The organism is Mediterraneibacter sp., from assembly GCF_030825015.1.
GTDB lineage: Bacteria > Bacillota > Clostridia > Lachnospirales > Lachnospiraceae > Mediterraneibacter.
This window is the reverse complement of sequence record NZ_JAPJQP010000023.1, coordinates 1-26,161: the sequence shown is the minus strand read 5'-3', so window position 1 is coordinate 26,161 and position 26,161 is coordinate 1. Positions and strand designations below refer to the sequence as shown.

Here is a 26,161-nt window from a genome sequence, read left to right as displayed (position 1 = left end):
TATAGAGCGAGGGCATCGCTCAATCATCTAATCTGATGATTTTGCGACACCCTCATTTTTCTTATTCTCTTTTTCTATTTCACATCTTCATTTCTAAAAAGGTCATCTATAATCCGCTCATACACAACACATTTTTCTGCTTTTTTGATTTTTTTCATATATGGTTTGCTGTTCGTAAAAGAAGCGCCCAAATAAAACCACAATTCTTTCATCTTATATAAAACCGTTCTCTCACCTGACATCTCCTCACAATATGCCGCATACAGCAGATCATGGAAACAGCGCATTTCCTCCTTGTCCGCACCCGGTCCGCCTTTCATCTTGCGGGCGAGCGCAGGATCGGCAAGAACACCTCTTCCGATCATTATCCTCTCCACTTCAGGAAATTGTTCTGAAAACGCTTCCACCTGTTTTACAGCGGTGATATCTCCATTATAACAGATCGGATTTTTTCCCATTCCAAGAGCTTCCTCAAACACATCCATCTGCGGAGTATTCTTGTAGAAATCTTTCTGCGTACGCGGGTGAATGATCAGTTCCTTGATCGGATACTTGTTATAAATTTCCATAAGCTGTATAAATTCTTCTCCACTTTCCATACCGATCCGGGTTTTTACCGAAACATCAATAGGACACTTTTGAAAAACTTCTTCCAAAAAAAGATCCAGCTGTTTCGGAAATGCCAAAAAACCGGCTCCGCGCCCTTTTGTTACAACAGTCTTCGAAGGACATCCTACATTCAAATTAATTTCTTCATAGCCATACTGTTTTACTCTTATTGCAGTCTGAACAAAGTCATCTGCACAATTTGTCAAAACCTGCGGAACCGCATACATCCCTTTATTATGTTCCGGCAGAATATCTTTTTTCTCCCTTGCGCTGAAACGTCCCATCTGATTCGGTTTTATAAAAGGGATAAAATATTTTTCAAATCCTCCGAAGCATTGATGTACAGCGCCACGGTAGATCCATCCTGTGATCCCTTCTAACGGGGCTAAATATAGATTCATAACAAAACTCCTTCAGTCATTATACGATCAGATCACTAGATTATTACAGTCTCCCTGCCTTGTCAAGTAAAATCGCATGTGCTAAGATATCATCAGAATTTTGATTATGAGGAGCATACTTATGAACACATTAAAAAAATTTATCACTTACTATGCCCCGTACAAGAAGGTTTTCTTTCTTGATCTTCTTTGCGCTGCATTTATCAGCATAGCGGATCTTGCTTATCCGCAATTTCTCCGAACACTGACGAATTCCTTATTTACAAAAGACAAAAACCTCATCCTTCAGGCGCTCCCCTTCCTCGCTGCAGGACTTATCCTGATGTACCTTATACAAAGTCTCTGTAAATATTATGTCAGCTATCAAGGACACATGATGGGAGCCCGTATGGAACGTGATATGCGCCGGCAGTTGTTTGATCACTACGAAAAGCTTTCTTTTTCTTATTACAGTAAAAACAATTCCGGGCAGATGATGAGCAAACTTGTCTCTGATCTGTTTGACATTTCTGAATTTGCGCATCACGGTCCTGAAAATTTATTTATTTCCATCGTAAAGATCATCGGCTCTTTCATCTTTCTTTTCCTGATCAATCCACGGCTTGCCCTTCCTCTTGCCGCGCTTGTTTTATGCATGTTCATTTTTTCCGTACGACAAAACAAAAGGATGCAGGAAACATTTATGGATAACCGCCGGAAGATCGGCGATGTCAACGCCAGCCTGCAAGATACGCTTGCCGGAATCCGCGTCGTACAGTCATTTACAAACGAAGACATTGAACGTGAAAAATTCCGAAAGAGCAACCATGCATTTCTTCTGTCCAAAAACGAAAACTACCATTGTATGGGAAGCTTCATGGGCTGGAACTTATTTTTCCAAGGATTAATGTACTCTGTCACCCTTGTATATGGAGGCTATCTCATCTCAAAAGGTCTTATGGATGTTGGGGATCTTGCCCTATATGCGCTTTACATCGGCATTTTCATCAGTCCGATCCAAATCCTTGTCGAACTGATTGAAATGATGCAGAAAGGATTAGCAGGCTTTCGACGCTTTCTTGATGTCATGGAAACAGAACCGGAAATCAAAGATGCGCCAAATGCGGCAGAATTAACTGATGTGAAAGGCAGAGTCTGCTACGAGGACGTCTCTTTCCATTATTCTGACGACAACACCCCCGTCCTCTCCCATGTATCCTTTGAGATTCCGGCCGGAAGATCCATCGCCCTCGTTGGGCCGTCAGGCAGCGGAAAAACTACGATCTGTTCCCTGCTTCCACGCTTCTATGACGTAACAGGCGGAAGGATTACCATCGACGGAAAAGATATCCGAACTTTAACATTAAAAAGCCTTCGCAGCCATATCGGAGTCGTTCAACAAGATGTCTATCTGTTTTCCGGAACAATACGGGACAATATTGCTTACGGAAAACCTGACGCATCTGACGAAGAAATCATCAACGCCGCAAAACGTGCAAATATCCATGATTTTATTTCCGAACTTCCCGACGGATATCACACCTTTGTAGGCGAGCGCGGTACCCGTCTGTCAGGAGGTCAAAAACAGAGAATTTCCATCGCCCGCGTCTTTCTTAAGAACCCACCGATCCTGATCCTTGACGAAGCCACAAGCGCTCTCGATAACGAAAGCGAACGCCGCATACAAAAAAGCCTTGAAGAACTTTCAAAAGACAGAACAACGATCACGATTGCTCACCGCCTTTCTACAATCCAAAATGCAGATGAAATCATCGTCATCACCGAAGACGGTATCACTGAAAGGGGCACTCACGAAACGCTCCTTTCGGAGAATGGAATTTATGCCCATTATTACAATGCCTGATCTTTTCAGATTCCAGCAGTCACCGGAAGTGCCAAAAGGCACATTCCGGGATTGTAAGCAATCGCCATTTTTTAAGTCAGTCTATTCGTATTTTATCATCTCTCTTTTTAATCTCTGCATGATCTTCTTTTCTAATCTTGATATGTATGACTGGGAAATACCAAGCAGATCCGCAACTTCTTTTTGTGTTTTTTCTTTTCCTTCCGGATGATCCAGTCCAAATCTCATACTTACGATCAATTTTTCTCTGCTGTTTAACTTATTCAATGCACGGATGAGAAGCTTTCTTTCTGCCTCATTTTCCAAATCTTTATAAATCGTATCTTCTTCCGTTCCAAGAATATCTGATAAAAGCAGTTCATTTCCGTCCCAATCAACATTTAACGGCTCGTCAATCGACACTTCCATCTTTGTCTTACTGTTGCGCCTTAAATACATCAAAATTTCATTTTCAATACAACGGGAAGCATATGTCGCAAGTTTAATCTTCTTTGTCGGATTAAAAGTATTGATTGCTTTGATCAGTCCGATTGTTCCGATTGAGATCAGGTCTTCTACTCCAACCCCGGTATTATCAAATTTTTTTGCAATATACACAACCAGCCTTAAATTATGTTCAATCAGCACTTTCTTCGCTTCCTCGGCATACTCTGTTCCCAGCCTGTTTATCATCTCACTCTCCTTGATTCCTTCCAGCGGCGGCGGAAGCACCTCAGTTCCTCCTATATAATGCACCTCTCTTCCGCTCCCGAAAATGAGAGCTTTCATATCAGGGATTACTTTCAGTTTAAAACGCTGCGGAACAGCCACTTTCATCATCATGTTATCATCCTCCTATTATTTTCCAGTTTTTAGTTCTTTTTTTCTTCCCGTTTTTGTCCCCCCCCTTGATGACAAACGGAAACACTGCTTTTTTTCTGTTAAACTTCCAGGCTCACTATTTATAAAAAGATCCCGGGATTTAAAATCATCTCATACCGTTCACTCCCCGAAAGTGTTTTTTCACTTAGTCCGAGAAGAGGATTGTCGATCCACCTGTCCTCTTCCATATGGACGCACATTTTCTCAATTCGAAAAACCTTCATCACCCCGTCTCCGCCGATACTGCTGTAAGGAATCATGTGAAAACCCTTTTCCCACTCTGGACGAAGCGTAATCAACTCCGCTAATTTCGGGTCTACAATATTGACCGGATCATCCGATGCAAAATCCCGAAGTTCATTTCCCGTATCTAAAAACCCTGTCACTCTCTTGATCCCAAGGCTTGTATACAGCGTTACTTCCAGTACAGTCTGTTTATTCTGTCTCATACATGAAATCAATCTCCACACAGACAGAAACGCATAGTATGCCCCCGCAAACGCTGCATAAAACAAACTTGCAAACTTCATATACGGGCGGAACAAATACATCACTCCGCCGAAAACAACTGCCGCCGCATACAGAACAAGCATCGTTCTAAGAAACCATGCCGCCATTTCTTTTCCTCTCTTCGTACTTTTCCTTGTCACAACTTCACTCCCAAGACCAAACAACACCATCACACTATTGATCCCCAAACCGAATAAAATAAATTTTATTCCCCGTGCAAGAGGGAGTGACACTACGATACAAGTCAATAAACTTCCGATTGCTCCTGCAAGGATCATCCTCGCATAAGAATTCCGATACTGCATGACACGGTTTACAGCCATTAAAAGCAGACTGTCCAGCATGAAATTTTCCAAAAAAAATAAATCTATGTATAATTCATAGTACATATTCCACCTTCTTCCTCTTCCGTAATCATGTAGTGCGGAATCTATTATAAATCTCTGAAGGAAAGAATTTTGTCACATATTGACATGTTAGTCTAAATATATTTCGACAATCACCGAAAATTTCAAAAAAACACATTCCGGCATTGTAAGCGGTCGCCAAGTTCTCGGGCTATCCGGACTTTGGCTCGCCGCCATTGCAAAAAAAAGCAGAATGAAATTTCATAATGAAACTCCATTCTGCTGTAAGTTTTACTTTATTAAAAATGTTTTTATTTCTTAAAGAAATCCGGAATCTTAATGGACTGTTCCTTCACAGTACTGGAAGGTGTACGCGGCTGCAAAGTCGGCATTGTGCCGCCCTGCGGTCTTACAGTTCCCTGCGGTCTTGCAGAAGATACTCTGCTTCCATCGTTGTCAAGACGACTTCTCACAGTCGACTCACCGGACGGAAGGATCGATCCGACTTTCTGCTGTCCTTCTAATCTTGCTTTCAATTTTGATGCGCTTCCGCCTACATTATGTAAACCGGTTGCAATAACAGTGATCGTACATTCATCAGACTTAGCATCATCGTACATCGCACCAAAGATAATACTTGCGCCTTCTCCTGCCAATTCCTGTACATAATCAGCAGCATCAGATGCATCCATAAGAGTAATATCACCGGATACATTGACAATAACATTCGACGCGCCCTGAATCGTTGTCTCAAGCAACGGACTTGCAACAGCCTCTTTTACTGCCTCAAGAGCCTTGTCATCTCCACGGCCGGCACCGATACCGATATGTGCAATTCCCTTATCTTTCATAACTGTCTGGATATCCGCAAAGTCAAGGTTGATCAATGACGGAACATTAATCAAATCTGTGATACCCTGAATACCCTGCTGAAGAACTTCATCGGCTTTCTTAAGTGCTTCCGGCATTGTCGTGCGTCTGTCAACAACCTCAAGAAGCTTGTCATTCGGAATAACGATGATCGTATCTACATTTTCTTTTAATTTATCAATTCCGCTCAACGCATTCTGCATTCTTGTTTTTGATTCAAAACGGAACGGCTTTGTAACAACTCCGACTGTAAGAGCTCCCTGCTCTTTTGCAATACGTGCAATAACAGGTGCGGCACCTGTTCCTGTTCCGCCGCCCATACCACATGTTACAAACACCATGTCTGCACCTTTAAGCGCTGCAGAAATTTCTTCTGAACTTTCCTCTGCCGCTTTCTCTCCTACCTCCGGCTGTGCTCCCGCACCAAGTCCTTTTGTAAGTTTCTCACCGATCTGCATTAATGTCGGCGCTTTGCAAAGCTGCAGTGCCTGTTTATCTGTATTGACTGCGATAAATTCCACGCCCGCGATCTGCTCGTCAATCATTCGGTTTACCGCGTTGTTTCCGCCTCCACCGACTCCGACTACAATAATTCTTGCGGCCGCTTCTGATTCGTTGGTTTTAATTTCTAACAAGAGTACTTCCTCCTTCGTCGTCTTACTAATTTCTTATACATCCCTTATTATTGAACGATAGAATCCAATAAGTATATAATAAAGTCTTTTTGGCAAATAATCAATAGATTTTTTGCTATTTTTCTGAATTATTACACTTTTTTCACAGAAGACCACCTGCTATCCTGCTGGAACAAAAGGAATTGATTCTGATCCCGCTTCATAATTCTCCAAATGCAATGTTCCCGCCTTATCCGGATATAATTGTGTGAGTTTTTGAAGGATCGGTTCTACTTGCTGCATCTTTTCTTCATAATTCCCACTTCCGAGTCGAACTTCTACAATTCCGAAATAGATTTGAACACTTCCGTTGTCACACCCCATCCGATCCGGGGTCAGACTATATTTTTTCAGATTTTTTGAAACTTCCACAATTTTTTCAAAAATACTGTCATCTTCCACCGGAAGTCCTTTCCCTATTTTTACTTTTGCCGCGTCGAATACAAGTCCTTCAATATAAGGAACGCCTTCGATTACTTTTTTTGTCCTCAGCACCGCCGTCCCGTTTCTGTCAAAATAAAGATATGCACCATCGTAGTCTACATATCCTGCCATTTCTTTTTCTTTCACCTTCACAACAACCGTCCACGGATCTTTCAAAGAAATCCGAAAACTTTCCACCGCAGAAGGCAGATCCACATCCGTATAATTATATTTGAAAAAGACGTACAAAGAGTTTACCGAAAGAGGATCATTCTCGATCCATGTCGTAATCGTAGTCTCCCCATAATAGGAATTTCCTTCCACTTTATATGACCGGGTACGGAATAAAAACACGGCTGCCGCCGCCATTAAAAACAAGGTAACGACAACTGCCAAAACAATCGGCCATATCTTCCTCTTTTTGTGTTTTTTCCTCTTCATCTATTCTGAACCTCCATATCGTAACCCTTCGTAATTTGACACACTAAGCACAAGCCCCATTTCCGACAGTAAAAATACAACTGACGTACCTCCATAACTGATAAACGGAAGCGTGATCCCCGTATTCGGAATAGAGTTTGTCACTACCGCAATATTCAATATGACCTGAATCATCATATGAGCCATTGCCCCCGCCGCAATCAGCGCTCCAAGCAGATCGGATGCCTTTGTAGAGATTACAAAGAAGCGCCAAATCAAAATCAAAAATAAAACGATAATGCATCCCGCTCCGATCAGACCAAGCTCTTCACAAATAATCGAAAAAATCATATCGTTTTGAGCCTCCGGGAGAAATCCAAGTTTCTGCACGCTGTTGCCCAGTCCTCTGCCGAACAGTCCACCGCTTCCGATCGCATATAGTCCTTGAAGCGTCTGATACCCTTTCTCATATTGTTCCGGATGTCTCCAGATTGCCAAACGCTCTAACCGATAACTTTCCATTGCAAGGAACACCGCCATAAACGCTATTCCAATACTTCCCATCCATATAAAACGAACATATTTCGGGTCTGCAACAAAAATAAGGATAACCGCAATTCCAAGAATAATGATCGCAGTACTTAAGTTGCTTGCCCCGACCAGCCCTACGATCGGCAAAACAGGAATCATCATAAACACCATTGTACGAAACCTGCCCATCCGCCGCGCATTCGCACTTATAAGGCAGGCGAGAAAGAAAATAACGGCAACTTTTGCAAATTCTGAAGGCTGAAAAGAAACCGGTCCAAAAGAAAGCCATCTTTTGGACCCGTTATATTCATCTCCGAAAAACATGACCGCCACAGATAGAGCGATTGCCGCGACATATGCGGGAACTGCAAGCGGAATCCACTTATGATAATCGATCCGAGCGATAATCACCATTCCGATCAGCCCCAGCAATGTTGCAAATCCCTGCTTTTTTAAATAATAAAACGGATCGTGAAACTTCACCTGCCCGTTATAAGCACTCGTACTGTACAGGATCGCAAGTCCTGCCGCAGCAAGAATCAATACGACAAATATAAGCGTCGCGTCATATCGTCTTTTCTTTTCAGAACGCTTCAAACAGCTCCACTCCTTATAGTTGATCTACAAGTTCTTTGAATTTATCTCCGCGTTCTTCATAATTTTTAAACATTCCCCAGCTTGCACACGCCGGTGATAAAAGCACCGCGTCTCCCGCTTCAGCATACTTCACACATTGTTCAAATGCTTCTTCAAATGTATCTGCCATAATAATATCATCAAATCCATTCTTGCGGGCACACTGTGCAATCTTCTCCCTCGTTGCGCCGAGCAAGACAAGTTTTCTTACCTTCCCGTCAAATGACCGGATCCACTCATCGTATTCTGAATCTTTGTCATAACCTCCTCCGATCAATACAGTCGGACGGTTCATCGCCTGGATTCCTTTGATTGCCGCATCCGGATTCGTTCCTTTTGAATCATTATAATAAGCAACCCCATTTTTTTCTGCCACAAATTCAATCCGATGTTCTACCCCCGGAAAAGTAAGCAGATTCTTTCGGATCACCTCCGCCGGAACCCCATATGCATACGCCATCGCTGCAGCAGCCATCACATTTTCGTGATTATGCGTTCCAAGAATCTTCAGCTCGCTGACATCACATAACTCAATCGGTTCATCTGCCGCACAGATGATCTTTGTTCCGTCAAGATATATTCCTTTTTCCAGTTTACGCGCACTGCTGAAATATAGAACTTCTGCATGTGTTTTTTCTCCGAATTCCCGCAGCACATCATCTTCATAGTTCAGTACGCAGATATCCTCTTTCGTCTGATTCTCGGCAATACGTTCCTTTGTCTCTATATATGCCTCCATTGTATGATGGCGATTCAGATGATCCGGTGTAATATTCAAAACCGCGCTTACTTTCGGGTGAAAGGTATGAATCGTCTCAAGCTGAAAACTGCTGATCTCGGCAACGATCACTGTATCGTCCGTCGTATCTGCGGCAACACTTGTATATGGATTTCCAATATTTCCGACTACATATGTATGTTCATTATAATCCTGCATAATCTGTCCGAGCAGAGCTGTCGTCGTCGTCTTTCCGTTTGTTCCCGTAATTGCAAGAACGTCTCCTTTTCCAAACACATATGCAAGTTCTATCTCGCCCCAAACCGGGATCTCCTTTTCACGCATCGTTTCAACGATCGGAAGATCCGTCGGCACTCCCGGACTCATTATCACAAGAGCAAGCTCTTCCATCATCTCTTCCGGAAATGCCCCAAGCACGATCTGAAATCTCGTTTCCTCTTCTTTATCTTCTACAATTTTTGACCGGATCTCATCTTCGCACAGCTTTTTATTTCCATCATATAAAACGACATCTGCCCCTTTTCCAAGCAAAAGACGGCATGCCCCTTCGCCACTGATTCCGAAACCGAAAACAAGCACTTTTTTCCCTTTTATATCCATCGTTTATACCCCCATCAGCGCAACAAGACAAAGCAGCGCTGTTATAATCGAAAATACAGCTACGACTCTTGTTTCAGACCAGCCGCACAATTCAAAGTGATGATGAATCGGCGCCATCTTAAAGAATCTTTTTCCCCCCGTCTTCTTAAAATAAGTAACCTGTATCATGACAGAAGCCACTTCTACAAGATAAATCATTCCCACGATCAGAATAAACAGCGGCATCTGAAGCATATATGCCGTACCTGCCACGAATCCGCCAAGCGCCAAGGAACCTGTATCTCCCATAAACACACTCGCCGGATATACATTAAACAGCAAAAATCCAAGCAGCGCTCCCACTACAGCACATGTAACCGGCTCAATTCCGCTTTTCGTTCCGATCGCCACAACCGTAAAAAATGTCGCAACCAAAACCGTTACGCTGGAAGCCAAACCATCCAGACCATCTGTAAAATTCGTTCCGTTAACCGTCCCAATCACCGCAACAAACAAAAGCGGGATCGCCAGCCATCCGATATCCAGATAGTATCCGTTTGAAAACGGAACCAGCATCGTAAGCGGAATATCCGCCACTTTCACAAGGTAAAAAGCAAATACAGCCGTCACAATAATCTGCAGAACCATTTTCTGCATCGGCATTAATCCGTCAGAACGCTTCAATACAACTTTCAGATAATCATCAAGAAATCCGATCAGTCCAAACGCCACGGTAAGGAACAGGATCGGAATAATTTTCGGATAATCTTTCACATAAAACAGAGACGTCACAATGACGGACACAAGAATGATGATCCCGCCCATCGTCGGAGTTCCCGCTTTCTTCAAATGCGACTGAACGCCTTCCACACGTTCGGTCTGCTTCATTTTCAATTTCCGCAAAAAAGGAATCACAACCGGTCCGAGCACAAGGCTGACTGCAAATGCCACAAGAACCGGAATCACTACATGACTACTCATAACTTCACCTCTTCATCTCTTTTATCTCATAAAGTATAAACCATCCCTTACTTTTTTTCAATCCCGAGATAGGGAAGCACGTTATCATATATGCTGCGAAGCACCGGAGCTGCGATCGTTCCGCCATAATAAATTCCCTGCGGGTCATGGATAATGACCATCCCTAAGATCTGCGGATCATCAGCCGGAGCAAACCCGATAAACGAAGAAATGTATTTGCCCGCACTTCTTGGAAGCGTCTGTGAAGTTGCCGTCTTCCCTCCGATAGAATATCCTTCAAGATATGCGTTTTTCCCCGAACCCTCAGAGACAACCTTCTCCAGCAATTCCCGCATTGTCTCCGAAGTTTTCTTTGAAACGACTCCTTCTTTTGTCTCATACTTAAATTCTTTTATTACGTTCCCTTCTCTATCCTGAACCGCCATTCCTAAATGAGGCGTTACACGCGTTCCTCCATTCACAATAGAACTAACTGTCACCGCCATTTGAATCGGTGTCACCTGAAACGACTGTCCAAAGGTCATTGTAGCCAGTTCTACTGCTTTAATATCTTCCCTTTTATGCATGATCGTTCCTGCCTCTCCCGGAAGATCAATCTTCGTTAAACTCATCAATCCAAACTGCTCAAAATAATCACAAAACCGTTCCGATCCAAGTCTTAATCCAATATCCATAAATACCGGATTACAGGAATTTTCAATTCCCTGTACAAACGTTTCCGTTCCATGTCCTCCAACTTTATGACACCGGATCTTTCGATCCTCCACAATCCGATATCCCGGACAGGAAAACGTATCATCCAAAGATACGACCCCTTCCTCCAGACATGCAGCTGACGTAATGATCTTAAAAGTAGATCCCGGTTCATAAGTATCATTAATACATCGATTTCTCCACATCTTATTCAGTCTGTCCTGAAGTTCTTCATCAGACAATTCTCCTTGCGTTCCGTCATTTAATTTATACGGTTCATTCAAATTAAATTCCGGCACATTTACCATTGCATAGATTTCTCCGTTCTGCGGATTCATAAGCAAAATCGAAACACCGTCCGCCTGCTTTTCTTCCATCACCTTTTCTGCCGCCTGTTCGCAGTAAGACTGAATATTATAATCAAGACTTACCTTCAGCGTATTTCCTGCTGCCGGTTCAATCCGATCTTCCGCAATCCCTTCTAATTCGATTCCCCGGGCGTCCGTAACAGTCAGGATCTTCCCGTTTTTCCCTTTTAACTCTTCTTCATACTTCACTTCCAGACCGATGATCCCCTGATTATCACCTCCTGTAAAACCAAGTACCCTGGATGCAAGATTGTCATATGGATAATATCTTTTGAAATCCTCATCTACTTTGACCCCCGGCATATTGTATTCTCGAATCCGATCTCCGGTCTCCTTGTCGACGTTCGTCTTAATCTTTTCCATAGAAGATACTTTTTCTACTTTTTTCAGCACTTCTTCTTTATCAATCTCTAATTCCTTACTGAGCATGTCTGCCGTTTTCTGCGGATCTTTCACCTGACTGTGAATCACCGAAATCGTGCATACTGTACGATTTGTTGCCAATACAACACCGTTTCGATCTACAATTTCTCCTCTTGCAGCTTTGATCTCACGTTCTCTTTCGTGCAGTTCCTCCGCTAATTGCTGATAATATTCTGCATCAAATATCATAAGGTAGACGAGTCTTCCGATGAGACATAGAAGCACAAACGCGGCGCAAAGAAAAACAACCAACACTTTTTTCTTATTATAAGTTTTATTTTTAACATTCCCATCCGTTATATTTCTCATAAATAAAAAAATCCCCGCAGAAGATATTTTTACAGTTTATTATATCTTCTGCGAGGTTATTCCTCTACTGTGAAACATCTGATGACGCCCAATCATCTAAGTCAGGATCATAATTCTCATCAACATAAGATCCGTCTGCATTTCCATAAGTGTCTTCGTAATTTTCGTCATAGTCCGTATACTCTGTATTTCCGAAATTCTGACCTTGTGCCTGCGCATTCTGTTCGCTTTGCGCTATCGTTGTGATACCAAGATAAGGGAATGCCTCTGACATGATTTTCTGACTCAATCCCAAAACAAGGGAGCTGTCATCCTGTGCCGCCGCGTTCGGCTCGTCAATCACAACATAGATCACTATTTCAGGATTATCCTGCGGCGCGTAACCGATATACGACAACAGATATTTCCCGTTTCCTCTGGGAAGCTTCTCGGCAGTTCCTGTTTTTGCACCGATATCATATCCTTCCACTTTCGCCCGGGTTCCTGTTCCGTAATCCATCGTCGCCTTCAAATACTGCTTCAGCATTCGAGACGTATCTGCAGACACTGTTTTTCTCAAAAGAACCGGATCTTTCGTCTCGATCACATTGCCGTCTTCATCCTGAATCTGCTTTACAACATGAGGTTCATAATAATATCCGCCATTTACAAGAGAGGAAAATGCAGATACCATCTGAGTCATCGTCACATTAAAGTTCTGTCCGAAGGAGTTTGTCGCCAAATCAATCTCTGTCATTGTATCTGCCGTATAAAGCAGCCCGGATGTCTCCGCTTCTCCCGGAAGGTCGATGCCTGTATATTCCCCAAATCCAAATATGTGCTGATATTTCGTAAAGTTCTCCGGGCCGATCACAGACGCCATATCCATAAGAGCCACATTACAAGAATTTGCAATCGCATCCTGTATCGTCTCCTGTCCGTGTCCCGATCGGTAATGACATCCGATCCTCGTCCCAAGCACTTCTTTTGAACCGCCGCAATAATATGTTTCGCTTCCTGTCAGTGTTCCTGTCTCAAGTCCTGCTGCCACAGTAAACGGTTTCGCCGTCGAACCAGGTTCATAGGCATCGCTTATACAGAAATTTCTCCACAAATTATTCATCGCTTCAACCTGTTCCTCTTCACTCATAGATTTCCATTGCTCCTCTGTATAGAGTAAAGATAAGTTTCTCGGATCATTCAAATCAAAATTAGGATAAGATGCCTCTGCCAAAATCTCTCCCGTATTTGGATTCATCATAATAACAGCCGTATTTTTACTGCCGGGATTGCCGTCCTCAGCATGTTCACTGTTAAATTCTAAAATACATTTTTCCACGATATTCTGCAAAGTCACATCAATCGTAGACACAACTGTATTCCCGTTTTTTGCAGGTTTGACCGTACGTTCCACAGAAGAATCCGAATCAAAATATCCGTATTCTCTTCCGTCAGTTCCATTCAAGATCTCATTGTATGCACTTTCAATCCCGATTGCTCCTTGATTACCTCCATACACAAATCCCAGCACATCACTTGCCATAGAACCGTACGGATATGTACGCAGATAATCTTCTTCCAGCCAAATTCCTTTTACATTCGGATACTTTTCATCATCTTCATCTATTTTCTTAAACTTTTGAGCTGTGGCATAATCGATATCTGATGCCAATACTTCATACCGACTGTCTGAAGAATCTTCAATCAATTCATCGACAACTTCACCATCAATATCAAAACATTCTTTCAGCACTTTCTTCGTCGGATTAATATATTCTTCCTTATCCGTCATAACCGCAACGTCGAGAATCACATTATATACCCTCTCACTCGTGGCCATTTTTGTTCCGTTCCGATCTACGATATCGCCTCTTTTAAAAGCGATCACTCTGCTGTCATAATTTTGCTGATCTAAAACAACTTTTGTATATTTACTTCCCTTTGTAACGTTTATATAGGTTATTCTTCCTATAAGAACAACAAAAGCCAGTATTACTGCCATAAATAGCATTACCAGCTTCCGTTGCATTCTGAGCGGGAATTTTCTTGTCAAAAATTCAAATCTACTCTTTTTTCTTTTCCTTCCGGCCATAATTTTTCCCTTACTTTAATACGTCGCTGGACTTCGCGAGCACACCACTTTCCGGGATATCGTTATACTGCTTCACGTACTCCCCTTCCGGGCTGTCGTATTCTACAACTGTTCCCTGAGCTTCGTAAACCATTCCCATTTCATTCATCGCTCTGTCCCGCACTGTTTCAAGATTTACCGAGTCTTCCGCCGAATTATATGCCGTGTTATTCGCCTCTGTCAGATCCGCCAGTTCTTCCTGCATTGCTGTAACATGCTCTGATCTGATAACAACCTCAGACTGCAGATTCAAATACAAAATACAGATCAACACTGCACACACAGCTGCCACCGTAAGAAATACAGCGTACGCCGGACTGATGCTCATGGCACGATTTCGGTTTTTCACTACTCGGCTGCTTGTCCGCTTCGCCTGCTCCCTCTGCTGCGAATGCGGTCTTTTTGTTCTTCTCGGAAGAGTTTCTGCCTGACGCACAGTATTTCCATATACATAAAATCCGTTTCTGTCTCTTTCACTAAGACTTGTCTCTCTGTATTTGGATGTACGATATTTTACTGCCATGACAAATGCCCCTTCCTCGTTTATTTTTCCTTAGGGGTCTCCCCTCCCCGCGGAAATTCACTTCTATAATGATACACTCCCTGTTATGCACGTTCGAATATTCTCAATTTCGCACTTTTCGAACGGCTGTTGGATTCCATTTCCTGCTCAGAAGGCAGAATCGGTTTCCTTGTAATCACTTTCCCTTTTGAAATCTTCCCACAGACACATACGGGAAAATGGCTCGGACACGTACACGGATCCTCATTCTTTCGGAATGCACTTTTTACGATCCGGTCTTCTAACGAATGAAATGTAATGATACATATCCTTCCCCCTGGATTCAGCATCTCTATCATCTCATCCAACGACTCCCTAAGCACATCTAATTCATGATTCAGTTCAATCCGAATTGCCTGAAACGTTCTTTTCGATGGATGACCTGATGTCTTGCGAAATTTCATCGGTATCGCATGACTAATAATTTCATTCAGCTGTCCTGTTGTCTCAATCGGATTTTTCTTTCGTTCTGCCACGATATGTTTTGCGATATTTTTCGCAAATTTATCCTCCCCATAATCGCGGATCACACGATAAAGTTCCGATTCACTGTATTCGTTGACAATATCTTTTGCCGTCATTTTCTGTCGTTGATCCATCCGCATATCAAGCGGCGCATCTACCCGATAAGAAAACCCCCGTTCGGCAGTATCAAGCTGGTATGACGAAACTCCCAAATCGATCATAATACCATCAACCTTGTCAACGCCTATATTTTGGAGCTGCGGCTTCATATCACGATAATTGCTCCGAATTATCGTAACCTTCTCCCCAAAGCCTTTCAGACGTTCTCCCGCTGCCTTGATCGCATCGGCGTCCTGATCTATTCCTATAAATCTCCCCTTGCTGCCAAGCCGGCTGCACACTTCAAAGGCATGTCCGCCTCCGCCCAGTGTAGCGTCTACATAAATTCCATCCGGTCTGACATTCAGCCCGTCCACTGTTTCGTTCAGCAGAACAGATACATGTTCAAATGCCATTGTCTTCTCCTTATCAAATACGAATTCCTATGGATTCCATACGCTCTGCGATTGCATCCAAATCTTCCTCGCTGATCTGACTGCGTTCTTCCCAAAGAGCCTTATCCCATATCTCGATGCGGTCCTGAACTCCCACTAAGACGACATCTTTTTCTAATCCAGCTGCTTTGCGGAGTGACGGCGGAACAAGAACTCTCCCCTGCTTGTCAAAACTGCCCTCCGAAGCGCTTCCAAAGAAATAACGCTTGAAAATTCTGGCATCCTTGCTCATGCGTGGCAAAGTATCGAGTTCGGCAACGAATTTATTCCATTCTTCCTGAGAGTAAACAAAGAGGCAGCCTTCCAGTCCGTTACAAATAACGAAACTGTCACCAAGATCATCCCGAAGCTTTGCCGGGATGATGAGTCTTCCCTTTTCATCAATACTATGGTTAAACTCTCCTAATAACATCTGGAATCCTTTCTCTTAATGTAGGCACCACATCGCCTCTTTTTTGCACCACTTGCCTCCACTCTTCACCACTTAGTTCCATTCTAAACCACCACTCTCCCTTTTTCAACCCTTTTTTAAGATTTTTTTCTCTTCTCTGTCCAATTAAAATCTGCCCAAAAACCTTAAATTTATGCAAAAAAAGAACATGTATGGTGCGGATCTTTCGCGCACCCTACATGTTGTGTTTTTTGTATTTTATTCAATTTACAGGTTTTAAAAAATTTCCAGGTGGAGGGATGTGGTACACCTTTTAGCGAAATCCCCCACATCATTTCTCCTTACTCTGCAGAACCTTCCGAAGCCAGCCCGTTCAAATAATCCGACACGGCGTCATAGTTCACTTCAGAAACAACTCTGTCCTTTCCCGACTCGTAAATATCATAAGCAGAATATCCAAGCCATCCGATCAATGCCAAAGCTACAAGGGCAAGTACACCTTTGCGCAGATTATTCATCATCTTCTGCTTACGCATGATCTGTTTTCTATTTGCTTTCTCCTGTTTATAACGATCAACCTTTTCCTGACTCATCTCATATTACTCCTTTCAGATACGATACTGCACATGAGAATATTCTATCACAAACCCGATTATAGTACAACTATTATTCCACCATCATTTGCATACATCGTACTGATTCCTCCGGTATCTACGATAAAGCTGTCTTTTACTTTTATTTTATCGAGGATCATCCGTTCTACTTCCCTTGCCCTTTCAGGACAATTACAGTGAGAAATCGCCAGCACTTTATCCTCTGTCCTTTTTCCGTCCATCACAATATGATCGACCATCTTTGCAATCGCTTTCTTCACACCTCTTGCCTGCCCAAGCTGACAGATCGTTCCTTCCGGCGTTGATCCCATTACAGGCTTAATATTAAGCGCACTTGCCATCAGTGACTTAATTCCCGTAAGCCTTCCATTCTTCCGAAGCGTATCCAAATTCTCCAATACAAAATAAGTGTGCTGCTCTTCAATATAAGCTTCCACATGTTCGATCACTTCTTCAAAAGACTCACCCCGTTCTTCGCACTCCTGTATCTTTCGTGCGATCAGCGTTTCCCCAACCGATGCCGATCGGGAATTAAATACATAGATCTGCTTCTCTGCGCCTTCATTCTCTTCCTTCCACAGCTCTTTTCCAAGCTGTGCGCTGTTATATGAACCACTCAATTCAGCAGACAAAGTCACTGCATAAACCCTTTTTTCTTCACCGTTATAAAGTTCCATATACGCATCCGGCGAAGGGCAGGAAGACTTCGGACATTCCGGGCTTACCGCCACTCTCTTCAGAAAATCTTCCCTGTCAAAGGTTGTGTCATCAAGGATCGTATCACCATCAACAAGCATACTTAACACTGCCGTATGATAAATCCCGCTCTCTTTCATCTTATATGTCAATTCTCCACAACTGTCTAAGACAATTTTATAATCCATAACAATTCCTCCTGAAATGCAAAATATATTCTGCACTTCTATTATATGTAGTTTTCAATACCACATAAAATATATCACACATTTCATCAGAAAGAAAGCTTTTTCATCCCTATTTTCTATTCTAATTTTATTTTCCGTGAAATACCAAGTGCAATTCCCATTTCCGCCAATAAAAATATAATCGCCGTTCCTCCGTAACTAATAAAAGGCAGCGTAATTCCCGTGGTTGGAAGAAGCCCTGTCACAACGGCAATATTCAGTATCACCTGTAACGCCACATGAGCAAATATTCCTGTTGCGATCAAGGAACCGAAAAGATCCGGCGCATTCTTAGCAATAAAAATAAGTCTGTATAACAACAGCGCAAAAAGAACTAAAATAACAATCGCCCCAAACACACCAAGTTCCTCGCAGATAACGACCAGAATCATATCATTTTGCGCCTCTGGAATAACGCCTAATTTCTGCGTACTGTTTCCCAGCCCTTTTCCAAACAGTCCGCCACTTCCAATCGCATAAAGTCCCTGCATTACCTGAAAGCTTCCTGTATCTGCCGTAGCTTCCGGATTCAGCCATGAAATCACTCGCTGAAGACGGAAGTTATCACTATTCGCCACCGTTACTGAAAGAATAGCGATTCCAACCGCAGCTATCACGATCCCGACTCCAACAACGGTAAGAAAGGGTTTCGTCTTCGGATGACTTACAAAAATCAAAATACAGGTTATCCCAGCCACAATGATCGCCGTACTAAGGTTATCCGTCAAAAACAGAACGCCTGCAGACGCCACCGCTCCAAACGCAAGTACTTGCATAATCCCTTTCAGAGAATATGCCCGCTTCCCAAGGCGGCACAATTCATAAGAAATAAATAAAATCACTGCAATTTTCGTAACTTCTGCAGGCTGAAAAGAAATATTGCCCGGAAGACCGATCCACCGTCTTGCGCCCTTTACAGTCACTCCAAGAGGCGTCTGAACTAATCCCATCAGGAACATCGATAAAATATAAATTTCAAACGCAAACGCCCCATACAGATGATAATCAATCTTTGATACTACGTACATTCCGACAAAGCCACCCACAGCAATCAGCGCCTGCTTTGAAAAATAGTACATGTCATTTCCAAAATCTGCCTTTGCCTCATAAAAACTGACACTGTAAAGCATAACAAGACCAAAACACATCAAAAAGATAATGACAAAAAGAAGATCGTAATCAAAATACTGCTCTTTTGCAGCCGCACTTCGCCTTCTCGCAATCAATGCCGCTAGACTATTCCGATTTTCATATCTTCTTTTCCCTGATGCACGAGACGAAGTCCCCTTTCGGGATGCCGGACGTTCCGAAACCGGACGCGCTGACCGTATCACTTCCCGTCTTCGATCAATCGTCCTTTGATATCCTTCATACCCTTTTCTGATCCTTGCCGAAGGCATCGGCGCCGTATCAGAAAAAGATGCCGATCTGCCTGACACATCGCCTCTGATCGGATGCATGGGCATCGTATCTCCCAAACTCCTTTTCTTCGATTTTTTTGAACTTTTCCTGTTCTGCTCGCGCCGATTAATCGGACGCACAGTCCTGCTTCTCATATTATCACACCCATTATCAATCTTATTTTCCCACATTCATGGAAGGATGCACCGGTTTTCCATGTTCAAAAAAGCGATCATACCACACAAGGAAAATATATACTGTCCAAATCTTACGGCTGTCATCCGTTTTCTCATTCGTATTCTTTCCTTCTCTGTGATCTTCCAGCATCTTCAGAAGCATGTCTGTATTGAAAAACTTTTTCGCCATTGAGGAGGCAAACATTGCTCTCACGCGATTATAATATTTTTCCTCTCTCAGCCATACCCGGATTGGAATTGGGAAACCAAGTTTCTTCTTTTCCGCCGTCTTGCTTCTGATACTACGTTCCGCCGCAGCCCGAAGCGCCACCTTCGTACGAGGTGCCTGCACTTTATACTCAAGCGGAAGACTTTCCGCCAGTTCTAAAACTTCCCGGTCAAGGAACGGCACTCTGACTTCCAATGAATTCGCCATTCCCATCTTATCCCCTTTCATAAGGATATCGTGAACAAGCCAAAGATGCAAGTCTACATACTGCATTTTCGTCACCGCATCTTTTTCTTTCACTCTGTCATACAACGGTTTCGTCACGTTTTGGATCTCCGGTTTGCATCCTCTTTTCAAAATCTTAGACGCTTCACGCTCTGTAAAAATGTTGGTCGCATTCGCAAAATATCGTTCCTCCAACGTTTTTCCATGACGCATAAGGAAACCTCGCCCTTTCATCCCCCGCGGCAGACAATATTCCGCAAATTTTCCCATAACCCGTCGGATTGGCATCGGAATCTTATTAAACGCAGTATGCTCAAGCGGTTCGCAATAAATATTGTATCCTCCGAAAAGCTCGTCAGACCCTTCTCCCGAAAGCACAACCTTCACTTTCTTCGCAGCTTCTTTGCTCAAAAAATACAAAGCGATCGCCGCCGGATCCGCCACCGGTTCATCCATATAATACTGAATATCCGACAGATTGTCCCAGTATTCCTCCGGTGTGATCACTTTCGAATCATTTTCCATATGAATACTCTCCGCAAATTCTTTTGCATCCTGGATCTCACTGTATTTCCCTTCATCAAAGCCAACCGTAAACGTATGATCCACCTGTCCGAGGTAAGTCAGATAACTGGAGTCTACTCCGCTCGACAAATAAGAAGCAACTTCCACATCACTGATCTTATGCTTCTCTACTGATTCTTTCATAACCTTTTCTACTTCATCTACTACTTCGTCAAATGATTTTTCACAGTTTCCTGTAAAATGAGGTTCAAAATACCTTGAAACCTCCATCTTCCCGTTTTCATAAACAAAATAATGTCCGGGCTGAAGGCAAAATACCCCTTTGAAGAATGTTTCATTTGTCGGTACAAATTGAAAAGAAAGATAATTTCCCAACGCAGCTTCATTGAAAACCTTATCAAACTTCGGATGTTCCATAAATGCTTTGATCTCAGATGCAAATAAAAACGTCCCGTTCATCTGCGCATAATAAAACGGCTTAATCCCGAAAATATCCCGCGCGCCAAAAAGCTGCTTTTTCTTCGTATCCCATATCACAAACGCATACATGCCCCGCAGACGATCAACGAGCTTCTCTCCCCACTGTTCATAACCATGTATCAAAGTTTCCGAATCTGTATTCGAAACAAACACATGCCCTGCTTCTATCAGTTCTTTCCTCAGTTCCTGATAATTATAAATCTCACCATTAAAAACAAGAACCATACTTCTATCTTCATTATAAAGAGGCTGATCTCCCACTGATGAAAGATCAATGATACTCAAACGGCGAAAACCAAGCGCCGCATCATCATCAATATATTTGCCCGCACTGTCCGGGCCTCTGTGTATGATCGTATCCATCATATTCACAAGTACTGTTTCCCGATCTTCCACTTCACCGACAAAACCTGCAAAACCACACATTTTTCTTCTTCCCTTCTCATAATGACTGAAATAACAGATAAGGAATCAGTTTCCGGTAGCCTTTTACCTGATCTGATCCCTCATATATACCATCTTCTTCAAAACAAAATACACTTTCTATCAGTCGGGGTGACAGGATTCGAACCTGCGACCTCACGGCCCCCAGCCGTGCGCTCTAACCAAACTGAGCCACACCCCGATGACTTAACCATTATATATAATTTAATGTCAGTTGTAAAGGATTTTTCCGTATATCATTCGCAAAAACGAGCGCTCCTCATATTATAATAATGAATTTACAGCAAAAGGAGTACCTGTCAAATGGCAACTTGTCAAACGAATAATCAAATGCGCTACATGCGCCGTACAATGCCCGATACTTCCTGTCCATGCCGTGAAACCATCCCTATGAACGGCTGTCCGAATACCCGAGATTTCTTTCCTGCAAACATGCCGATCGCCATGGCATATGTTCCGTGGCAGCAATGGCAAAACATCTACGAGCCATGCCGAGCTCTCAAAAACGGAACGATCTTCGAAGAATTAAATAAACCATTCTCCGGGAAGGGAGCGTGCTGCCGATGAAAAACTATCCTTATTCTGCCTCAAATTGTTCTGCCGTAAACAACAATCGGCAAACTTGTTCCAACGCAAACGATAGTCGGCAAACTTGCTCCGGTTCAAACAACAATCAGCAAACATGTTCTGCCGTAAACAATAACCGTCAAACATGTTCTGCCGGCAATGCTTCAATAACAAATATTCATCGGTCTATGAACCGCAGCCAGCTTATGGATCATATCAATCAGGTCAGTTTTGCAGTTGACGAAGTAAAACTTTATCTTGACACACATCCTTGCGACAGTGAGGCGCTTGCCTATTTCCACGAAATGAGCGCCCACCGCAATGACGCCTTAAAACAATATGCTTCTGCTTACGGGCCTCTGACTGTCGACACAGCCGATTATTCCTGTGCCGAACGCTGGAATTGGATCAATGAGCCATGGCCTTGGCAGGAAGGAGGATGCTGATTTATGTGGAATTACGAAAAACGACTTCAATATCCAGTAAAGATCACACAGACAAATCCTAAAATCGCCAAAATCATTATCAGCCAATTTGGAGGACCTGACGGCGAACTGGCCGCTTCCATGCGCTATCTGTCGCAAAGATATACTATGCCATACAAAGAAGTAACCGGAACACTGACCGATATCGGCACGGAAGAACTCGCCCATATGGAGATGATATGCGCCATCGTTTATCAGCTTACGAAAGATCTCTCCCCTGAAGAAATCGAACGTTCCGGATTTGCTCCATATTATGTAGACCATACTCTTGCACTTTGGCCACAGGCTGCAAGCGGAACACCATGGACTGCAACTTATTTTCAATCAAAAGGCGATCCGATCACTGATCTTCACGAAGATCTCGCAGCAGAACAGAAAGCCCGCACAACTTACGACAATATTCTGCGCCTTGTAAAAGATCCGGAAATCTGTGATCCAATACGCTTCTTAAGACAGCGTGAAATCGTACACTACCAACGTTTCGGTGAAAGCTTACGCATCGTGCAGGAAAATCTCGACAGCAAAAACTTCTACGCTATCAACCCTGAATTTGACAAATAATGAATTTGACAAATAAGTTTTTTGTATAAAAACACAATAAAAATCTGATTATCCGCTAAAACACAGTATCTATCAGCATTTTCAAGGAAACAAACACATCAATTTACTACTTATTTACTACTAACGAATGAGCCTTGATACGCAAGTTTTCCTAGATATGCAAAGATATGGTACAGCACATCAGTATTGAAACAAGAAAAAATTGAATAATTTATAGACTATGGAACGCCTAAAATGACGTTCCTTTTCTATTTCCAGCCGTTCTTATTGGACGGCTATTTTATTACCCAAAATGAAAGGAGCATTAGATTTATGAAAAAGACATTGAAACGATTGTGTACGGGCTTCTTAGCTCTTGCAACTGTCGTTACTGCTTTACCGACTACACCCGTTCATGCAGAAAGCAAGCAATACTGGACGGAAAGTGCAGAGCGTGTCGGTATCATTGAAAAAGTAATGAATGACGGTTCTATCGGTTCGACATTCAATGAGGGCTATATGAAAGTCGAGGGCGAAACTGCCTATTGTATTGACATCAATACAGATTTTAAGAATGGCTACAAGACCAGAGCTGACGCAAGCTCACGCATGAGTGCCGACCAGATTTCAGATGTGGCGTTATCCTTAGAGTATGTCAAACAGTATGGCGAAGCTCACAAGGAACTGAACTACAAGCAAGTCTATCTGTTGGAACAATGTGTAGTCTGGCAGAGATTGAGCGTACATCTTGGCTGGCAATGTGATAACGTGCGAGCTTCTTATGATGAAATTCCAAAGGCAACGCAGGACGAAGTTTTCTCTGGTGCAAAAGCCTTTGTCAAAGAGAATAAAGGACGCTATGAATGTGGCGGTTATATCTACTCTGGCGAGGGGCAGGAATTGGGACAATTCTGGGCGAAGCTGAATGTCGGAAATGCGAAACTGCAAAAGACTTCCAGTAATACCAGCATTACAGACGGTAACGGGAATTACTCTATCGCTGGTGCAACATACGGTGTCTTTGCTGATAAAGACTGCACGAAACAGCTTGCCACCCTTACGACTGATGAAAACGGAAATACAGATATTGTAGAGGTAAAAGCAGGCACAGTCTATATCAAGGAATTATCCGCACCAGCAGGATATAAAGTGGATAAAACTGTATATTCCTTAAAGGTTGAAGCTGGAAAGACAGCAACCTTGAAAGTATCAGATACACCGAAAGTAACGGACACTTTGATTGAGCTTTTCAAGATAGATATGGAAACACAGAAAGACAATCCGCAAGGGAACGCTTCTCTAGCAGGTGCGGAATTTACATGGAAGTATTATGCAGGCTTCTATAATAAAGACAATCTCCCTGCCGAAGCTACTCGTACATGGGTTACAAAGACAATCGCTGAAACAGACAGCGACGGGACAACCCACTACATCACAAAATTAGCGGACGCATACAAGGTATCTGGCGACAGCTTCTATATGCAGGACGGTAAAGCGGTTCTTCCACTTGGGACACTAACCGTTGAAGAAACAAAAGCTCCAAACGGCTACTTGTTAGACGGTGCATATATGCAGGCTGGCGATAAGTCCGAACAGATTAAGGGCTTATATGTAACACAGATTACCGAGGACGGCGACCTTGCCGTATTATCTGGAAGTAACCAGTTTTCCGTATCAGACAAGGTTATCCGTGGCGGTGTCAAAATTCAGAAACGAGATTTAGAAACGGGCGATACAAAGCCACAAGGAAGTGCCACTTTGAAAGATACTGCCTTTGACATCATTTCCTTAAATGATAATTCTGTTTTGGTTGAGGGCAAGCTATACAAGAAAAATGAAGTGGTAAAGACAATTCGTACAGATATTGAGGGTATCGCTTCTACTTCTGCTGACCTTTTACCTTATGGAAAATTCCGTATCGTTGAAAGTGAAGCTCCCGACGGTTACTTAACTGACGGTGCAAAACCGATTGATTTTACAATCACAGAAAATGGAAAAATCGTGGACTTAACCGACGAAGCCCATTCTATCTATAATCAGATTAAGCGTGGAGATATTGAGGGTGTAAAAATCGGTGCAGGCACACACAAGCGTCTTGCTGATGTTCCCTTTAGGATCACAAGCAAGACAACGGGCGAAAATCATGTAGTGGTAACTGATGATAACGGGCAATTCTCCACTTCTGCTGACTGGGCTTCTCATAAGCACAATACAAACGCAGGAAAGACCAGCGAGGACGGTGTGTGGTTTGGAACTTCTGAACCAGACGACAGCAAGGGTGCAATGCCTTATGATACCTACATCATTGAAGAAATGCGTTGCGACAGTAACAAAGGCTTTGAACTTATCCCACCTTTTGAAATCGTGGTATCAAGAAATAATCTTGTGATTGATTTAGGGACTTTGACTGATGAATACGAAAAAGAAATCTCTATCCATACCACAGCGACCAGCAAGGACGGCGAAAAGACTATCCTTGCAGGAAAAGAGGTTACAATCGTTGATACTGTCAAATTGGACGGACTTACAAAAGGCACAAAATATCAGCTCAAAGGCTGGCAGATGTTAAAGGAAGAAAACGCCGAGCTTATCATTGACGGGAAACGTGTAGAAAACGATTATACCTTTGTCGCTGATGAGGAAGAAATGAAAGTGGAAATTTCCTATACATTCAATGCGTCTGCTTTAGGTGGCAAAAACCTTGTTACCTTTGAAGAATTGTATGATTTAAGCAATCCAGACGAACCCGTAAAAGTTGCGGAACACAAAGACATTGAAGATGACGGGCAAACTGTTTTAATTACAGAGCGTATCATCAAGATACATACTACTGCTACGGATAAGGACGGCAACAAAGAGATTGAAGCAGGAAAAGAGGTTACAATCATTGATACTGTAACCTTAGAGGGCTTAGAAGTCGGCACACAGTACAAACTTGTAGGCTGGCAGATGTTGAAAGAAGAAAATACAGAGCTTTTAATCAACGGAAAACGTGTGGAAAGTGATTACACCTTTACCGCAGACAGCGAAAATATGAAAGTGAAAGTTGCCTTTACCTTTGACGCTACTTCTCTTGACGGAAAACAGCTTGTAACTTTTGAAGAATTGTATGATGTAAGCAATCAAGATGAACCGAAAAAGGTTACGGAACACAAGGATATTGAGGAAAAGGGACAGACGATTACTTTTAAGGAAAAACCAGAAGAACCAGAGAAACCCGAAACACCACCGACACCAGAAAAGCCTAGCAGAC

General features: G+C 42.8%; 22 protein-coding genes and 1 tRNA gene. 5 read left to right on the top strand and 18 right to left on the bottom strand.

From position 1 onward, the window contains the following. Positions 1–74 precede the first annotated feature (74 nt). Positions 75–1,010: a tRNA dihydrouridine synthase gene (locus RCH61_RS08710; protein ID WP_178007701.1), complete on the bottom strand. Its 936-nt coding sequence runs from the start codon at positions 1,008–1,010 to the stop codon at positions 75–77. 121 nt (positions 1,011–1,131) lie between these two features. On the opposite strand from RCH61_RS08710, the gene RCH61_RS08705 reads away from it, so the two are divergent. Continuing rightward, positions 1,132–2,853 carry an ABC transporter ATP-binding protein gene (locus tag RCH61_RS08705; RefSeq protein ID WP_178007699.1) on the top strand — a complete coding sequence of 574 codons (1,722 nt, stop codon included), beginning with the start codon at positions 1,132–1,134 and terminating at the stop codon, positions 2,851–2,853. Positions 2,854–2,934: 81 nt separating this feature from the next. Here the strand turns inward: RCH61_RS08705 and sigE are convergent, their stop codons facing one another. The 17 genes from sigE to RCH61_RS08620 all read right to left on the bottom strand — a co-directional run bounded on the left by sigE (position 2,935) and on the right by RCH61_RS08620 (position 21,497). Continuing rightward, positions 2,935–3,675, bottom strand: a complete 741-nt coding sequence (gene sigE, locus RCH61_RS08700) for an RNA polymerase sporulation sigma factor SigE (RefSeq protein ID WP_178007697.1) — start codon at positions 3,673–3,675, stop codon at positions 2,935–2,937. 119 nt (positions 3,676–3,794) lie between these two features. Further along, positions 3,795–4,613, bottom strand: coding sequence for a sigma-E processing peptidase SpoIIGA (locus tag RCH61_RS08695; RefSeq protein ID WP_178007695.1), 819 nt, complete (start codon positions 4,611–4,613; stop codon positions 3,795–3,797). Between the two features lie 269 nt (positions 4,614–4,882). Next, a complete protein-coding gene (gene ftsZ / locus RCH61_RS08690) occupies positions 4,883–6,076 on the bottom strand; it encodes a cell division protein FtsZ (protein WP_306480452.1) in 1,194 nt (397 codons plus the stop codon). Between the two features lie 159 nt (positions 6,077–6,235). After that, entirely contained in the window at positions 6,236–6,979 is a 744-nt protein-coding gene (locus RCH61_RS08685) for a cell division protein FtsQ/DivIB (protein ID WP_306480451.1), read from the bottom strand. Next, on the bottom strand, positions 6,980–8,086 hold the full coding sequence (locus RCH61_RS08680; protein WP_178006686.1) for an FtsW/RodA/SpoVE family cell cycle protein: 1,107 nt from the start codon (positions 8,084–8,086) through the stop codon (positions 6,980–6,982). A 13-nt stretch (positions 8,087–8,099) separates the two neighbouring features. Then, positions 8,100–9,464: a UDP-N-acetylmuramoyl-L-alanine--D-glutamate ligase gene (gene murD, locus RCH61_RS08675; RefSeq protein ID WP_178006685.1), complete on the bottom strand. Its 1,365-nt coding sequence runs from the start codon at positions 9,462–9,464 to the stop codon at positions 8,100–8,102. Positions 9,465–9,467: 3 nt separating this feature from the next. After that, entirely contained in the window at positions 9,468–10,424 is a 957-nt protein-coding gene (gene mraY, locus RCH61_RS08670) for a phospho-N-acetylmuramoyl-pentapeptide-transferase (RefSeq protein ID WP_178006684.1), read from the bottom strand. A gap of 47 nt (positions 10,425–10,471) precedes the next feature. After that, entirely contained in the window at positions 10,472–12,217 is a 1,746-nt protein-coding gene (locus tag RCH61_RS08665; protein ID WP_178006683.1) for a peptidoglycan D,D-transpeptidase FtsI family protein, read from the bottom strand. A 64-nt stretch (positions 12,218–12,281) separates the two neighbouring features. Continuing rightward, positions 12,282–14,288 carry a peptidoglycan D,D-transpeptidase FtsI family protein gene (locus RCH61_RS08660; RefSeq protein ID WP_178006681.1) on the bottom strand — a complete coding sequence of 669 codons (2,007 nt, stop codon included), beginning with the start codon at positions 14,286–14,288 and terminating at the stop codon, positions 12,282–12,284. 10 nt (positions 14,289–14,298) lie between these two features. Continuing rightward, positions 14,299–14,850, bottom strand: coding sequence for a hypothetical protein (locus tag RCH61_RS08655; protein ID WP_178006679.1), 552 nt, complete (start codon positions 14,848–14,850; stop codon positions 14,299–14,301). A gap of 83 nt (positions 14,851–14,933) precedes the next feature. Beyond that, the gene (gene rsmH / locus RCH61_RS08650) at positions 14,934–15,869 is read right to left on the bottom strand and encodes a 16S rRNA (cytosine(1402)-N(4))-methyltransferase RsmH (RefSeq protein WP_178006677.1); all 936 of its coding nucleotides are present in this window, start codon (positions 15,867–15,869) and stop codon (positions 14,934–14,936) included. Between the two features lie 13 nt (positions 15,870–15,882). After that, positions 15,883–16,320, bottom strand: coding sequence for a division/cell wall cluster transcriptional repressor MraZ (gene mraZ / locus RCH61_RS08645; protein WP_178006675.1), 438 nt, complete (start codon positions 16,318–16,320; stop codon positions 15,883–15,885). A gap of 320 nt (positions 16,321–16,640) precedes the next feature. Continuing rightward, entirely contained in the window at positions 16,641–16,892 is a 252-nt protein-coding gene (locus tag RCH61_RS08640; protein WP_178006674.1) for a hypothetical protein, read from the bottom strand. A gap of 59 nt (positions 16,893–16,951) precedes the next feature. Further along, positions 16,952–17,797, bottom strand: a complete 846-nt coding sequence (locus tag RCH61_RS08635) for a DegV family protein (RefSeq protein WP_306480450.1) — start codon at positions 17,795–17,797, stop codon at positions 16,952–16,954. A 116-nt stretch (positions 17,798–17,913) separates the two neighbouring features. Continuing rightward, entirely contained in the window at positions 17,914–19,302 is a 1,389-nt protein-coding gene (locus RCH61_RS08630; RefSeq protein WP_178006372.1) for an FtsW/RodA/SpoVE family cell cycle protein, read from the bottom strand. A gap of 112 nt (positions 19,303–19,414) precedes the next feature. Beyond that, positions 19,415–21,298 carry an asparagine synthase (glutamine-hydrolyzing) gene (gene asnB, locus RCH61_RS08625; protein WP_306480449.1) on the bottom strand — a complete coding sequence of 628 codons (1,884 nt, stop codon included), beginning with the start codon at positions 21,296–21,298 and terminating at the stop codon, positions 19,415–19,417. A gap of 124 nt (positions 21,299–21,422) precedes the next feature. Next, positions 21,423–21,497 (bottom strand) — tRNA-Pro (locus RCH61_RS08620). Between the two features lie 122 nt (positions 21,498–21,619). On the opposite strand from RCH61_RS08620, the gene RCH61_RS09955 reads away from it, so the two are divergent. From RCH61_RS09955 to RCH61_RS08605, 4 genes are all read left to right on the top strand, one after another. Next, positions 21,620–21,883, top strand: coding sequence for a spore coat associated protein CotJA (locus RCH61_RS09955; RefSeq protein WP_330692960.1), 264 nt, complete (start codon positions 21,620–21,622; stop codon positions 21,881–21,883). Between the two features lie 206 nt (positions 21,884–22,089). Then, on the top strand, positions 22,090–22,329 hold the full coding sequence (locus RCH61_RS08615) for a spore coat protein CotJB (RefSeq protein WP_306480448.1): 240 nt from the start codon (positions 22,090–22,092) through the stop codon (positions 22,327–22,329). Positions 22,330–22,332: 3 nt separating this feature from the next. Beyond that, positions 22,333–22,929 carry a manganese catalase family protein gene (locus RCH61_RS08610; RefSeq protein ID WP_306480447.1) on the top strand — a complete coding sequence of 199 codons (597 nt, stop codon included), beginning with the start codon at positions 22,333–22,335 and terminating at the stop codon, positions 22,927–22,929. A 312-nt stretch (positions 22,930–23,241) separates the two neighbouring features. Further along, on the top strand, positions 23,242–26,161 hold a 2,920-nt coding region (locus tag RCH61_RS08605; protein WP_306480446.1), incomplete at its 3' end, for an SrtB-anchored collagen-binding adhesin.

Bases quoted from the DNA above. Each gene is read 5' to 3' on its own strand.
- RCH61_RS08685 (WP_306480451.1), bottom strand. From the start codon at position 6,979: ATGAAGAGGAAAAAACACAAAAAGAGGAAGATATGGCCGATTGTTTTG.
- asnB (WP_306480449.1), bottom strand. From the start codon at position 21,298: ATGTGTGGTTTTGCAGGTTTTGTCGGTGAAGTGGAAGATCGGGAAACA.
- RCH61_RS08630 (WP_178006372.1), bottom strand. From the start codon at position 19,302: ATGCCCATGCATCCGATCAGAGGCGATGTGTCAGGCAGATCGGCATCT.
- RCH61_RS08635 (WP_306480450.1), bottom strand. From the start codon at position 17,797: ATGGATTATAAAATTGTCTTAGACAGTTGTGGAGAATTGACATATAAG.
- RCH61_RS08615 (WP_306480448.1), top strand. From the start codon at position 22,090: ATGGATCATATCAATCAGGTCAGTTTTGCAGTTGACGAAGTAAAACTT.
- RCH61_RS08660 (WP_178006681.1), bottom strand. From the start codon at position 14,288: ATGGCCGGAAGGAAAAGAAAAAAGAGTAGATTTGAATTTTTGACAAGA.
- mraZ (WP_178006675.1), bottom strand. From the start codon at position 16,320: ATGTTATTAGGAGAGTTTAACCATAGTATTGATGAAAAGGGAAGACTC.
- rsmH (WP_178006677.1), bottom strand. From the start codon at position 15,869: ATGGCATTTGAACATGTATCTGTTCTGCTGAACGAAACAGTGGACGGG.
- RCH61_RS08610 (WP_306480447.1), top strand. From the start codon at position 22,333: ATGTGGAATTACGAAAAACGACTTCAATATCCAGTAAAGATCACACAG.
- murD (WP_178006685.1), bottom strand. From the start codon at position 9,464: ATGGATATAAAAGGGAAAAAAGTGCTTGTTTTCGGTTTCGGAATCAGT.
- RCH61_RS08640 (WP_178006674.1), bottom strand. From the start codon at position 16,892: ATGAGTCAGGAAAAGGTTGATCGTTATAAACAGGAGAAAGCAAATAGA.
- RCH61_RS08695 (WP_178007695.1), bottom strand. From the start codon at position 4,613: ATGTACTATGAATTATACATAGATTTATTTTTTTTGGAAAATTTCATG.
- RCH61_RS09955 (WP_330692960.1), top strand. From the start codon at position 21,620: ATGGCAACTTGTCAAACGAATAATCAAATGCGCTACATGCGCCGTACA.
- sigE (WP_178007697.1), bottom strand. From the start codon at position 3,675: ATGATGATGAAAGTGGCTGTTCCGCAGCGTTTTAAACTGAAAGTAATC.
- mraY (WP_178006684.1), bottom strand. From the start codon at position 10,424: ATGAGTAGTCATGTAGTGATTCCGGTTCTTGTGGCATTTGCAGTCAGC.
- RCH61_RS08705 (WP_178007699.1), top strand. From the start codon at position 1,132: ATGAACACATTAAAAAAATTTATCACTTACTATGCCCCGTACAAGAAG.
- RCH61_RS08665 (WP_178006683.1), bottom strand. From the start codon at position 12,217: ATGAGAAATATAACGGATGGGAATGTTAAAAATAAAACTTATAATAAG.
- RCH61_RS08710 (WP_178007701.1), bottom strand. From the start codon at position 1,010: ATGAATCTATATTTAGCCCCGTTAGAAGGGATCACAGGATGGATCTAC.
- RCH61_RS08655 (WP_178006679.1), bottom strand. From the start codon at position 14,850: ATGGCAGTAAAATATCGTACATCCAAATACAGAGAGACAAGTCTTAGT.